Source organism: Martelella alba, assembly GCF_006516955.1.
GTDB classification, from domain to species: Bacteria; Pseudomonadota; Alphaproteobacteria; order Rhizobiales; family Rhizobiaceae; genus Martelella; species Martelella alba.
The window spans coordinates 129,822-142,292 of the sequence record NZ_VHLG01000011.1 but is presented as its reverse complement, the minus strand read 5'-3'; the positions used below and the strand labels follow the sequence as shown (position 1 = coordinate 142,292).

Here is a 12,471-nt window from a genome sequence, read left to right as displayed (position 1 = left end):
GGGCCTTTTGTTCAATGCCGATGACGGATAAGCCTATTCTGCTCCGTGAGGGCGGAGCGCCGAATCAAGCGAACCGGCTCCCGGGAGGAATGAGCGATGGAACAGAAACTGCGTTGGGGGATCCTTGCAACGGGCGGGATTGCGGCCTCTTTCGCCAGCGACCTGCTGGCAACGGGGCTTGTCGTTACCGCTGCCGGGTCGCGTTCTTCGGATAAGGCGCAAGCCTTTGCCGATCGGTTCGGCATTGCCAATGCCCATGGCAGCTATGAGGCTCTGGTGGCCGACCCTGAGGTCGATATCATTTATGTCGCGACACCGCATCCTCAACATGCGGATGCGGCAATTCTGGCGCTGGAAGCGGGCAAGCACGTGCTGGTGGAAAAGGCCTTCACGCTGAATGCCGGAGAAGCGAAGGCGCTTGCAGATCTTGCGCGCAAAAAGGATCTGGTGCTGATGGAAGCGATGTGGACGCGCTTTCTGCCGCATATGATCCGCATTCATGAGATCATCGATTCCGGCCTGATCGGGCGCGTGCGCTCGGTTCAGGCCGAGCACCGGCAGTTTCTCCCGACCGATCCCAGCCACCGCCTCAATGCGCCGGAACTGGGCGGCGGGGCATTGCTGGACCTTGGTATCTATCCCGTTTCGTTCGCCTTCGACATTCTCGGTGCGCCAGACGCGGTCAGCGCGATGGCACGTTTCACCGGGACCGGGGTCGATGCCGAGATTGCCGTCAACATGCGCCATGCGGGCGATGCCATGTCTGCAAGTGTTTCCGCGCTGGATTGCGCCGGTCCCAATATGGCGGTGATCTATGGCGAAAAGGGTCGGATCGAGATTGACAGCGTCTGGTATACGCCGACCATGTTCAAGGTGGTGGATTATGCCGGCAAGCTGATCGAGACCTATGACGGCCGGGTGGCAAACCGCGGCATGCAGTTTCAGGCCTTCGAGATGGAACGGTTGATTGCGTCCGGTGCGCGGTCGTCATCGCGCATGCCGATTGCCGAGACCGTTGCCATCATGGAAACGCTCGATGCGATCCGCGCCCAGATCGGCCTCAGCTATCCCGGTGAAACGCCGGCGGCGTGAGGCCGGCGCTCAACTCATCGCGGCCTTGATGAAGGTCGGGCCGGGGGATGGGAACTTGTCGATATCGTCCTGCCTGAGCCCTTCATCGGTGATGATGATGTTGACCTTGTCGATTGCTGCGGTCTTGTGCAGGGCGCGTTCCATGAAGCGGCTTGAATCGGCCAGCAGGATCACCTTGCCGGCCGCTTCGATCATGGCGCGCTTGAGCTGAACCAGCTCCAGCATGGTCTCCGAAATGCAGGTTTCATCGACGGCGGCCGCCGACATGAAGAACAGGTCGCAGCGGATATCGGCAAGAAAGCTTAAGCCCGGCTCGCCAAGCAGGCTGAAGGAGCCAAAACGGCAGGCGCCGCCCGGCACGATCAGCTTGATATTCTGCTTGTAGGTCAAAACCTTGGCGACATAGAGATCGTTGGTGATGACGGTCAGCGGCAGGTCGAGATTGGCGATCTCGTCGGCGAGGAGGTGACAGGTAACGGCTCCCGTATCGATCAGCAACGCCTGATCGGCTTCGATAAAGCGCAGAGCCTCGCGGGCGATACCCTGCTTTTCCTCCAGCGCCGTGCGCCGCGCCAGGTCAGTCGAGGGTTCGTAAGTTGCGCGGGAGCGGATGCTGACCGCGCCGCCATGCGTGCGTTTCACAAGGCCTTCTGACGCCAGAAGGTCGAGATCACGGCGGATGGTGGAAACCGAAATGTTGAACATCCGGGCCAGATCCTGGCTGGTGCCCGCCTTGTTGTTCTTGAACCAGTCAACAAGTTGCTGGCGTCGTTCGGCGGGCAGGAGCTCTTCGGCGTTGTTTTCGTCGGTCAAATTCAATTCTTCTTATCCGGTTTGAAGGCACACGGCAGGATCGGAAAGCGCGATTATAACGTGTTCGGCAACCATAAAACAATCTGCGGGAAAACGGCGAGCAATGCTGTACCGATACAGAGCAGCAGGAAGAACGGCAATGCTGCACGCGTTGTTTTGCCGATGGTTTCACCAGTCAGCGCCTGAAGAATGAACAGGTTCAGACCAACCGGCGGCGTCAATGCGCTCATTTCGATCATGATGACAAGGTAGATGCCGAACCACAGCGGATCAAAACCCGCATGAACGATCAGCGGCACGGCGATCGGCACGGTCATGACGGTCATCGAGGTGCCATCAAGGAACATGCCGAGCACGATATAGAGCACGGCCAGGATCAACAGCACGCCATAGGGTGACAGGTTCATCGCCGCAATCGACTGGGTGATCATGGTTGGCAGATGCAGATAGGCAATCGCCGAAGACAGGAAGGCGGACGCGGCAATCAGCATCAGGATCATAGAGGAGACGCGGATGGTGTTTTTCAGACTGTCGGCAAAGAGCGACCAGGAAAACTGCCGGGTGACGACGGTGATGATGACGGCGCCGAAGACGCCGACGGCTGCGGCCTCCGAGGGGGTGGCAATGCCGGTATAGATCGCGCCGAGCACGATGGTCATCAGGATCAGCACCGGAAGAAGATCGACAATGCCCATCAGAATGCTGCGCCAGTCCACCGGCTCGCCATGCGGCGGGGCGACCGAGGGGCGGATCAGCGACACGATGGCGATATAGCCGGAATAAAGCCCCGCCATCATCAGACCGGGGATCAGGCCAGCGGCAAAGAGCTTGGAGATCGAGACCTGGGCCAGAACGCCATAAACGATCATGGCGATCGACGGCGGGATCAGGAGGCCGAAGCTGCCAGCACCTGCCAGTGAACCGGAGGCAAGCGCCACATCGTAACCGCGGGCCTTGAGTTCAGGGATGGTGATCTTGCCGACCGTGGCGGTCGTTGCGGTCGATGAGCCGGAGATGGCGGCGAAAATGGTGCAACCAATCACATTGGTGTGCAGCAGGCCGCCCGGAATGCGCGAGACCAGCGGTGACAGGCCACGGAACAGCCGGTTGGAAATGTCGGTTCTGAAGATGATATCGCCCATCCAGATGAAGATCGGGATAGCGGCCAGTTCCCATGAGACGGCTGAAGATGAAACGACCTTTGTCGCGATGGAACCGATACGGGCCCAGCTGAAATCAAGGGCGAAATACATGGCCCCGGCGCCCACCAGCATCAGGCCGGCAAAAATCCAGGTGCCGGCGCCGAGAAACAGCACCAGCAGCAACAGGAGAACGAGGATGGACATGGAAACAGACATGATACGTTCCTTCTCTCTCGCTCAAAGCGTCAATGCGCGCTCTTCGGCGTGGCCGACAGCCACGAGCCTGAGCAGGCGCACGATGACCTGAAGCGCCATCAGGCCAAGGCCGATGAGGAAAAAGCTTTCAGGGATAAAGAGCGGGATCGGCAGATAGGTCTCGGAGACGGTACCCCGGCTCCAGTATTTGTAGACGGTCTTCCACTGATAATGCGCCATGAAGAGGAGCAGCGCCTCAACCGCAATCAGGGTGAAGAATTCACAGGCCCAGGCGAGTTTTGGTCCGACGCGGTCGGTGATCACCTTCACGCGGATCATGAAACCCTCTTCCAGCGCCCAGGCAGCCGACAGAAAACAGACGGCGGCGACGCCATTGCCGACCAGCGCATCGGCCATGAAGGTCGATTTGGAAAACAGCCTGAGGCAGATTTCCAGAAGCGTGAAGGCTGTCATGAAAACCAGAATGCAGGCAGCCGCGAAAGCTGCGATGCGATTGAGAACCGTCGACAGATGTGAAATGGCCCTGAGCCATTTCGGATCGTCGGTGGCCTCGGACAGACGGTGGGAGTGGTGTTCTTCAAGCGCCATGATCGCCCTCCAGGCGGCAGACGCATCTGAAGGCGAGGCCGTCAGGGGCGTCTGCGCTGAATGAAATGCGGGTTATGGGCGGCCTGCTTTTGATCGGGGCAGCAGGCCGCCGCGACGAGGCTGTTAGCCAGCCTTCATCGTATCAAAGGTCGCAAGAATGTCCGAGCCGCGCGATCCGGTCTTTGCGACCCAGTCATCGCGCACGGCGGCGCCCGCTGCATTGAGGGTGGCAAATACGCTGTCCGGCACGTCGGCAGCCTTGGTGACGGTCATGCCGTTGTCGCGCAGGATCTTGTAGGAGGCCTCGATACTGTCGGTCATGATCTGCCAGTTATATTTGTCGCAGGCATCGCTAAGGCCGAGCATGGCCGACTGGACGTCCTGGGGCAGGGCGTCGAAGGCATCCTTGTTCACATGGCACATGAACAGGCCCATGGCATAGTTCAGCTCGGTGAAATCGCTGAGGTAATCCCACAGCGACAGCTGGACGCCACCGTCGGCCGAGGTCAGAACGGCGTCAATGGCGCCGGTCGAAAGCTGCGGAATGAGGTCCGACCAGGCGATCTGCAATGGCGCAGCGCCTGCCTTCATCAGCGTCTGGGTGCCATTGACATCATAGGTGCGGATGCGCAACCCGTTCAGGGCATCCTGGGAGATGATCGGCTGCTTGGCGAAAATGCCCGATGGCGGGTTTGGCATGGCCCAGAGCAGAACCATGTTGTTGTCGGCGAAGATCTTCTCGTATTCGGGCCGGGCGGCCTGCCACAGCTGATAGGCCTCTTGCGGCGTCTTGGCGATGAAGGGCAGGGACGACAGATTGAACAGCGGATCGACGCCACCGAGCTGGGTCATCAGGGTGACGGCCGTCTGAACGGCACCGTCCTGGACTGCGTCGAACTGGTCGGCTGACTTGTAGCCGAGTGCGCCGCCGCCCTGATAGGTGATGGCCAGCTGGTCGCCGACCTGCTTCTTCAGTTCGGAGATGAAGTAATTGGCGGCTTTGCCCGACAGTGCGTCGGCGTTGTATTCATCCGCCATGTCCCAGCGGATGGTGTCGGCAGCAAAGGCGCTGCGGCCGAAGGCGCAAACGGCACCGGCCATGGCTGCATTGCGCATCAGCGCGCGTCTGGTGATGGTCATTCGGTTCCCCTTTCTTAAGGTTTGCACCCGCCCGCTCTCTTTTTTGGCGGGGCTCCGAGACGTGTTCGTTTCTTCGGATTTGTCAAAGTAAGCAGCCCTGCCAAAAACTGTCAACTAAAAATGCACAAAAGATCATCAAACCTCCCAAGACGGTCAGTTTTGCTTACTGTTTATGCAGTTTTTTGCCGAAAATGGGCTTTGGATGCGAATTGACCGTTGCAAGCTTTCATAAAATCAATCATAAACGATCATGTAAGTGCGCAAAAATGCGATACATCTCGTCATAACGTTGCAAGAGAATTTGAAAAATGCAAAATTCGTCACCGGATGCCCCGGTCATTATGATCTCGGGTGCAAATCGCGGCATTGGCGCCGCGATCGTCAGGGATCTTCTCCAGCACGGCTACCGGCTTTCACTCGGCGCGCGCAACGTCGCGGCGCTGGAAGAGCAGCATGGTTCCGAAACGGAGGCGGTGCGTTATCACCATTTCGACGCCTATGATCCGCAGACGGCGACGGATTGGGTGGCGGCGACGGCAGCGCATTTCGGCCGGATCGACGGTCTGGTCAACAATGCCGGTAATGGCGAGCATGTATCGCTGAGCGATGACAACGAGGAGGCGCTGGACAGGCTCTGGGCGGTCAATGTCAAGGCTCCGCTGCGTCTGACCCGCCTTTGTCTGCCGCATCTGGAAGAAACCGGCCGCGGCCGTATCGTCAATATCGTCTCCATGTCGGGCAAGCGCGTGCGCAATGCCTTTGTCGGCTATAACATGACCAAGTTCGCCGTCATGGGGCTGACCCATACAACCCGTCATGTCGCCTGGGAGAAGGGCGTGCGGGCAACGGCGATCTGCCCGAGTTTCGTGCGAACCGAGATGAGCTCCTACACCAGCAAGGTCAAGCCGGAGGACATGATCCAGCCGGAAACCATGGCTGAACTGGTGCGCACCGCGATTGAACTGCCGAACAATGCTGCAATGGCCGAAATGCTGGTCAATTGCCGCCTTGAAGACATGCTCTGAGGAGTTGTCCCCATGCCGCTTCCGAATTTGCAACGGCCGGGTTTTTCCGCTCCGCTTCCCGAAAGTGCCGATGTTGTCGTTATCGGTGGCGGCATTGCCGGCGTCACCACGGCGCTTTATCTGGCGGAGGCCGGGGTCAATGTCGTTTTGTGCGAAAAAGGCACAGTTGCCGCCGAGCAGAGTTCGCGCAACTGGGGCTGGGTACGCCAGATGGGGCGCGATCCCAAGGAATTGCCGCTGACGATTGAAAGCCTCAATCTCTGGCGCGATATCGATCGCCGCTTTGGCATCGAAACAGGGTTTCGCGAAACCGGCATCACTTATGTCTGCCGCACCAAAGCGGAGATCGCCGAGTTCACGGCCTGGGAAAAATATGCCCGCGATGCCGGCATGCCCTCGACGCTTCTTGACGCCAGCGGCTTGCAGAAGGTGCTGCCGGGCATCACCTCGCCTTACAAGCTTGGCCTTTATACCGCTAATGACGGCCGTGCCGAGCCGGAACAGGCGGTGCCGCAAATGGCCGCTGCAGCGGTGCGTCTCGGGGCGCAGATCATGGAGAACTGCGCCGTGCGCGGGCTTGAGACCGCGGGTGGCCGCGTGTCAGGAGTGGTCACCGAAAAGGGCACGATTGCAACATCAAGCGTTGTCGTTGCTGCCGGTGCCTGGTCGCGGCTTTTCCTTGGCAATCTCGGTCTCAACTTTCCGCAATTGAAAATCCTCGGCACCGCCGCGCGGATTGAAGGTGCTGGCGCCGTGCCGAACATGCCGGTTGGCGGCGGCAATTTCGCCTTCCGCAAGCGGCTGGATGGCGGCTACACGGTTGCCCAGCGCAATGCCAATGTTGCGCCGGTGACGCCGGACAGTTTCCGCCTGTTCTTCGATTTCCTGCCGACGCTCCTGACCAGCTGGCGTGAATTGAAGCTTCGGGTTGGTCGTCAGTTCATCACCGAATTGAAAATGTCGCGTCGCTGGTCGCTCGATCAGATCACGCCGTTCGAGATGATCCGGATACTGGATCCGGTGCCGCATGCGCCATTCAACCGCAATGCGCTCGTCAATCTTGCACGCGCCTTCCCGGCTTTCTCATCGGCGCGCCTGACCCATAGCTGGGCCGGCATGATCGATGCAACGCCGGATGCCATTCCGGTTATCGGCCCGATTGAAGCTGTGCCCGGTCTTTTCCTGTCATCCGGCTTTTCCGGTCACGGCTTCGGCAGTGGACCCGGTGCCGGCCGCCTGATGGCAGAACTTGTCCGCAATGAAAAACCTTGCGTTGATCCGGCTCCGTTCCGGTATGAACGTTTCTTGAAGAACACTGCCAAGGCCGCCTGAAGAGCGGCGCAACGGCTGAGAGCGCGGGCAGAAAAAGTTGCAGACTTTTTCGTTCGCAACGCGCGTAAAAACAAAAGGGAACATGATATGGCCTGGAGAATCGGCGTCGATTCCGGCGGAACATTTACCGATGTCTGCCTTTTTAACGATGAAAGTGGGGCAATCGAGATCTGGAAAGTCTCGTCCACCCCGGATGATCCGTCCCGCGCGATCGCGCAAGGGGTGGTCGAGGGGCTGGAAAAGGTTGGCGCAAACGCGGCCGATCTCACCTTCCTCGGTCACGGCACCACCGTTGCCACCAATGCGCTGATCGAGCTGCGCGGGGTCAAGACCGGCCTCGTTGTCTCCGATGGCTTCCGCGATCTTCTGGAGATCGGCCGGCAGAAGCGCCCCAATCTCTATGACATGTTTGCCGAGAAGCCCGAGCAGCTTGTCACCCGCGATCTGCGCTGCGAGGTGCCCGAAAGGCTGAAGGCCGATGGCAGCGTTGCCGTGCCGCTGGACGAAGAGGCGCTGCGCGAAGCCTTCCGCACGTTGGCGACGCAGGATGTGAAGGCGCTGGCAATCTGCTTCCTCTATGGCTTTCTCAATACGAAACATGAAGAGCGCGCACTTGAAATCGCGGCGGAAGAACTGCCGGATGTCTTCGTTTCGGCATCGCATGCCGTTGCCCCGGAATTTCGCGAATATGAGCGTCTGTCGACCACGGTCGTCAATGCCTATCTCGGGCCGGTGATGCAGCGCTATATCCGCCGGCTGAAAGACAGGCTGGCCGAGATTGGCCTTGCAATCGCGCCGCAGTTGACCCAGTCGAACGGTGGCGTGATCGGCTTCGATCAGGCCAGCAACCTGCCGGTGCGCACCGTGCTGTCAGGCCCCTCGACCGGCGTTGTCGGTGCGCAGGCGATCGGCAAGATGGCCGGTTTTGACAATATCATCACCTTTGACGTCGGCGGCACGTCGTCGGATGTGGCGCTGCTGCAAAACGGCATCTGCCATCTGACCGGCGAGGCTGATGTGCATGGTTATCCGATCAAGGCGCCGATGCTGGATATTCACACGGTCGGTGCTGGCGGCGGGTCTATCGCTCATGTCGATACTGGCGGCCTGCTGAAAGTGGGTCCACGCTCGGCGGGTGCCCATCCGGGGCCGGTCTGCTACGGGCTTGGTAGCGAGGAGCCGACGGTAACCGACGCCAATATCGTGCTGCAGACGCTGAACCCGGTTGAGATCCTCGGCGGCCGCATGAAGGTCCGCCGTGATCTGGCGCTGGCGTCGATCCAGCGACTAGCCGACAAGCTCAATGTCGATGTGATGGAAACGGCACAGGGCATCATCTCGGTTGTCACCGCCAATATGGCCAAGGCGATCCGGGTGATTTCGGTGCAGCGCGGTCATGATCCGCGTGATTATGCGTTGATGGCGTTTGGTGGCGCAGGGCCGCTGCATGCGGCCAGGCTCGCGCGCGAACTGGACATGTCGACAGTGATCGTACCGCTTACGCCCGGAACGCTCTGCGCCCTTGGCCTGTTGCTGACCGATCTGCGATCCGATTTCGCCCTGTCGCGGCTGATGGAACTGTCAGACGCAGCCCAGCCCGCACTGGAAGATGGTTTTTCGGCATTGGCGGAGCAGGCCGGTGTCTGGTTTGACGCCGAAAAGATTGCCGATGATCGCCGTGTTGTCACCCGGACGGTGGACATGCGCTATGCCGGTCAAAATTACGAGCTGTCGGTCACCGTTCCGGCAGGGCCTATCACCCGTGAGACCTTCGCTGCGCTTGAAAAGGGCTTTGAGGCAGCGCATCGTCAGCGCTTCGGCTTCATTGCCGAGGGCGAGCCGATCCAGATCGTCACGCTGCGTGTCGAGGCGGCAGGCATTGTCGACAAGGCGGAATTCCAGAAGCAGGATGATGCCGGTCCCGATGCCTCGATGGCAAAGATCGGCGAGCGCGAGGTCTATATGTCCGAAGCCGGTGGCTTCGTGACCTGCCCGGTCTATGAGCGCAGCCTGATGAAGGCGGGCAATGTCATTGCCGGCCCTGCCATTGTTGAACAGATGGATACGACCACCGTGCTGCTGCCGGGCATGACCGGCACGGTCGATCCCTATCTCAATCTCATTCTGGAGGTTTGAACGATGACCGCCATTGATCCCATTACTGTAGAAGTCATCGGCTCGGCGCTCCAGTCCATCGTCGAAGAGATGGGCGAAGCGCTGGTGCGTGCTTCCTATTCCACCAATATCAAGGAGCGGCGCGATTGCTCGACGGCGCTTTTTGACCGGAACGGCAACACGCTGTGCCAGGCCGAGCATATTCCGATGCATCTCGGTTCCTTTCTCGGCGTCATCAGCGCGATCTACAGCCGCTTCAAAATGGACGATATCAAACCCGGCGACGCCTTTATGGCCAATGACGCCTATGCCGGCGGGGCGACCCACTTACCGGATATCGTCATTGCCGAACCGATTTTTGTCGATGGCACGTTGGTGGCATGGGCGGTCAATACCGCGCATCATTCCGACTTCGCCGATCGGGGCCATGAACATATCTATCAGGAAGGCCTGCGCATTCCGCCGGTGCGGCTTTATCGTCAGGGCGTGCTGAACGAGGACCTGCAGGAAATGTTCCTGCTCAACTGCCAGGTGCCGCGTGAGCGCCTGTCGGATTTGCGCGCCCAGATGTCAGCCAACCGCCTCGCCGTTCAACGCATGCAGGATCTCTGCGGTAAGTACACCACCGATAAGGTGCTGGCAGCAGGCGAAGCGCTGCAGGATTATGCCGAGCGCAAGATGCGCGCCGGCATTGCCGCTATCCCGGACGGAACATACAGCTTCTCCGATCAGTTCGATTCAAACCAGCGTGGCGACCAGATCAGGCTGTCGGTCGATATCACCATTGCCGGCGATGAAATGACACTGGCCTTTGATGGCCCGCCGCAGCTCAGGGCCGGTCTGAACCTGATCTACACATCATTGCTGGCGGCCAGCTATTTTGCGGTGAAATCGGTTGTCGATCCAACGATCCTGCCCAATGCAGGGCTTGCCCGTCCGCTGACGGTGACGGCGCCGAAGGGCTCGATCCTCAACTGCGAACATCCGGCCGCCGTTGATGGCCGTATCGCTGCGGCACAGCGGGTCTGCGATCTTGTTTACGGGGCGCTGGCAAAGGCACTGCCGGGCAAGGTCATGGCTGCCGGAAATGGTTGCTGCACCGGCGCGATCTTCAACGGCACGCATGAAGACGGTTCGATCTGGGTTTATCTCGAGACAATCGGCGGCGGTGGCGGTGCGCGCCCGTCCTCCGATGGTCTTTCCGGCATCCATGTCAGCCTCACCAATACGTCAAACCTGCCGGTGGAATCTCTGGAGCTTGAATATCCGTTGACGCTTCTGCGTTACGAACTGGTGGATGATTCTGCGGGTGCCGGCACCTATCGCGGTGGTATGGGCGTTCGCCGTGTCTATCGCGCAGAACGTGCCTGCCGTTTCACGGTTGAGGCGTCGCGCGTCTCATCTGAGCCCTGGGGGCTTGAAGGCGGAACCTCCGCCCATGGAACAGTGCTCGATTTTGGTGATGGCCGGACTGAGTTCTCCGGCATGGTTGACCTGAAGCCAGGGCAGATTGTCTCGATCACCACGCCGGGCGGCGGTGGCTATGGGGATCCGGCTGCACGCGATCCGGCAGCCATCCGGCGCGATCTTGCGGAAGGCCGCATCAGCGCCGAAGTCGCTGAACGTCTCTACAAGCTCTAGGACCTACACAGGGCCGGTCGGCGCCGGCCCCCCAGTCTCAATCGTCATCCTTTGCCATGCGGTCATGTGATCCTCGACCGCATGCGCTCTTCCTTTGACTTTTTCAACTTAAAACCGAACAGGAAAAAACATGGTCAAGATCACCAAAGTCAAATCCGGCTCCGTCTTTGAAACCAAGGAAAGCTATTCGCGCATCGTTTGTGTCGATGACTGGATTTTTGTTTCCAACACCGCTGGTCGCAACTACAAGACCCGCGAAATGTCGACCGATCCGGTCGAGCAGGCTCGCCAGTGCTTCGACAATATTGAAGGCGCGCTGAAGGCCGTCGATTCCTGCCTTGAGGATGTCGTTCAGTCGAAGATCTTCATTCCCTATGTCGAAGACGCCAAGGCTGTGATGACCTATGTCGGTGAGCGTTTCCGCGGCATCGATCCGCAGCGCACCGTTACCTGCTCGCCGCTTGGTGCGCCTGATTTCAAGGTTGAGATCGAAGTCACAGCCTATCGTGGCGCCTCTAAGGCTGATGTGGAAGAAATCACCATTTCGCTTGGCTGATTTGACGAGACAAATACCGGGGGCGGGCCTGCTGGCCGCCCTCGCTCTATGGGAAAGAGAAGCATTCCCTTGCCACTTGCGGCGTGTCGTTTGATGAGCGGACTTTGAATTTTCCCTCTGTGCAATATAGACGTCTCTATATTGCTGAAATAGTTCAGAATTAACTATTAAGATCAAGAAAACATTATTTCGCCGATTCCACTGAAGCGGTTCGCCAGCTCTCATCGTGGAAATATGAGCGGCTGTGGCAATCCACCTGAAGCATGTCCGTCAAACCGGTTTCTTTCATGGCGCGCAGGCGGATCACCTGGAAAAGACTGCCTTTCTGTCAAGATGACAGCTTTCCTTAACTGGTTTTCGCGTGCCATATGAAGAACCTTCTCCCACTTTATTTCTTTTTCTGAAATGACTATAGGTCAATATCGCGAGATTATAAGCGAAATATACATGACTGTTGTTTTTTAAATGGTCACTGGATGTATTTGTGTGAAACGGACCTGAATATACCGTGTATAAGAAGGTCGGATCAGGTGAAAGGATGCAGCGTGGACCCGATCTCGGATGTGTCAATGCAGGGCAATGCGCTCGAGCGTCAGCTGTCGCAATTGCAGACTGTTCAGGCTAACCGGCAGGCGCAGGAATTAACGGCGAGCAGCCTGAAAAATGCAAAATTGAGTTACAATCAAATGATTCAAAACATGAATTTTGAGGCCGCCCGAAGCATGGCGAACGTTGAATCTCAACGTCTCCTTGGAAATTTGTCAAATGTTATGAAGCTTTTGTCATCAATAGTGAGAACTATAAATTAATA

The 12,471-nt window shown here is 58.6% G+C and carries 11 protein-coding genes; 7 read left to right on the top strand and 4 right to left on the bottom strand.

The window, feature by feature from the left end; genetic code table 11:
- Positions 1 to 96 precede the first annotated feature (96 nt).
- Positions 97 to 1,092: a Gfo/Idh/MocA family protein gene (locus tag FJU08_RS16165; protein WP_141150060.1), complete on the top strand. Its 996-nt coding sequence runs from the start codon at positions 97 to 99 to the stop codon at positions 1,090 to 1,092.
- Positions 1,093 to 1,101: 9 nt separating this feature from the next.
- Here the strand turns inward: FJU08_RS16165 and FJU08_RS16160 are convergent, their stop codons facing one another.
- The 4 genes from FJU08_RS16160 to FJU08_RS16145 all read right to left on the bottom strand — a co-directional run bounded on the left by FJU08_RS16160 (position 1,102) and on the right by FJU08_RS16145 (position 4,991).
- Positions 1,102 to 1,905, bottom strand: coding sequence for a DeoR/GlpR family DNA-binding transcription regulator (locus tag FJU08_RS16160; RefSeq protein ID WP_141150059.1), 804 nt, complete (start codon positions 1,903 to 1,905; stop codon positions 1,102 to 1,104).
- A 53-nt stretch (positions 1,906 to 1,958) separates the two neighbouring features.
- A complete protein-coding gene (locus FJU08_RS16155; protein ID WP_141150058.1) occupies positions 1,959 to 3,263 on the bottom strand; it encodes a TRAP transporter large permease in 1,305 nt (434 codons plus the stop codon).
- Positions 3,264 to 3,284: 21 nt separating this feature from the next.
- Entirely contained in the window at positions 3,285 to 3,851 is a 567-nt protein-coding gene (locus FJU08_RS16150; RefSeq protein ID WP_141150057.1) for a TRAP transporter small permease, read from the bottom strand.
- Positions 3,852 to 3,974: 123 nt separating this feature from the next.
- The gene (locus FJU08_RS16145; RefSeq protein WP_141150056.1) at positions 3,975 to 4,991 is read right to left on the bottom strand and encodes a TRAP transporter substrate-binding protein; all 1,017 of its coding nucleotides are present in this window, start codon (positions 4,989 to 4,991) and stop codon (positions 3,975 to 3,977) included.
- A gap of 308 nt (positions 4,992 to 5,299) precedes the next feature.
- Between FJU08_RS16145 and FJU08_RS16140 the strand changes: the two genes are divergently transcribed.
- The 6 genes from FJU08_RS16140 (at position 5,300) to FJU08_RS16115 (ending at position 12,469) form a co-directional block, all read left to right on the top strand.
- On the top strand, positions 5,300 to 6,016 hold the full coding sequence (locus tag FJU08_RS16140) for an SDR family NAD(P)-dependent oxidoreductase (protein ID WP_141150055.1): 717 nt from the start codon (positions 5,300 to 5,302) through the stop codon (positions 6,014 to 6,016).
- Positions 6,017 to 6,028: 12 nt separating this feature from the next.
- Complete coding sequence (locus FJU08_RS16135) at positions 6,029 to 7,348, top strand: NAD(P)/FAD-dependent oxidoreductase (protein ID WP_141150054.1); 1,320 nt, start codon at positions 6,029 to 6,031, stop codon at positions 7,346 to 7,348.
- 87 nt (positions 7,349 to 7,435) lie between these two features.
- Positions 7,436 to 9,484, top strand: coding sequence for a hydantoinase/oxoprolinase family protein (locus FJU08_RS16130; protein WP_141150053.1), 2,049 nt, complete (start codon positions 7,436 to 7,438; stop codon positions 9,482 to 9,484).
- A gap of 3 nt (positions 9,485 to 9,487) precedes the next feature.
- Positions 9,488 to 11,104, top strand: a complete 1,617-nt coding sequence (locus FJU08_RS16125) for a hydantoinase B/oxoprolinase family protein (RefSeq protein ID WP_141150052.1) — start codon at positions 9,488 to 9,490, stop codon at positions 11,102 to 11,104.
- Positions 11,105 to 11,234: 130 nt separating this feature from the next.
- Complete coding sequence (locus tag FJU08_RS16120) at positions 11,235 to 11,660, top strand: RidA family protein (protein ID WP_141150051.1); 426 nt, start codon at positions 11,235 to 11,237, stop codon at positions 11,658 to 11,660.
- 545 nt (positions 11,661 to 12,205) lie between these two features.
- On the top strand, positions 12,206 to 12,469 hold the full coding sequence (locus tag FJU08_RS16115; protein WP_141150050.1) for a hypothetical protein: 264 nt from the start codon (positions 12,206 to 12,208) through the stop codon (positions 12,467 to 12,469).
- Positions 12,470 to 12,471 lie beyond the last annotated feature (2 nt).

Bases quoted from the DNA above. Each gene is read 5' to 3' on its own strand.
- FJU08_RS16165 (WP_141150060.1), top strand. From the start codon at position 97: ATGGAACAGAAACTGCGTTGGGGGATCCTTGCAACGGGCGGGATTGCG.
- FJU08_RS16155 (WP_141150058.1), bottom strand. From the start codon at position 3,263: ATGTCTGTTTCCATGTCCATCCTCGTTCTCCTGTTGCTGCTGGTGCTG.
- FJU08_RS16150 (WP_141150057.1), bottom strand. From the start codon at position 3,851: ATGGCGCTTGAAGAACACCACTCCCACCGTCTGTCCGAGGCCACCGAC.
- FJU08_RS16145 (WP_141150056.1), bottom strand. From the start codon at position 4,991: ATGACCATCACCAGACGCGCGCTGATGCGCAATGCAGCCATGGCCGGT.
- FJU08_RS16140 (WP_141150055.1), top strand. From the start codon at position 5,300: ATGCAAAATTCGTCACCGGATGCCCCGGTCATTATGATCTCGGGTGCA.
- FJU08_RS16135 (WP_141150054.1), top strand. From the start codon at position 6,029: ATGCCGCTTCCGAATTTGCAACGGCCGGGTTTTTCCGCTCCGCTTCCC.
- FJU08_RS16130 (WP_141150053.1), top strand. From the start codon at position 7,436: ATGGCCTGGAGAATCGGCGTCGATTCCGGCGGAACATTTACCGATGTC.
- FJU08_RS16125 (WP_141150052.1), top strand. From the start codon at position 9,488: ATGACCGCCATTGATCCCATTACTGTAGAAGTCATCGGCTCGGCGCTC.
- FJU08_RS16120 (WP_141150051.1), top strand. From the start codon at position 11,235: ATGGTCAAGATCACCAAAGTCAAATCCGGCTCCGTCTTTGAAACCAAG.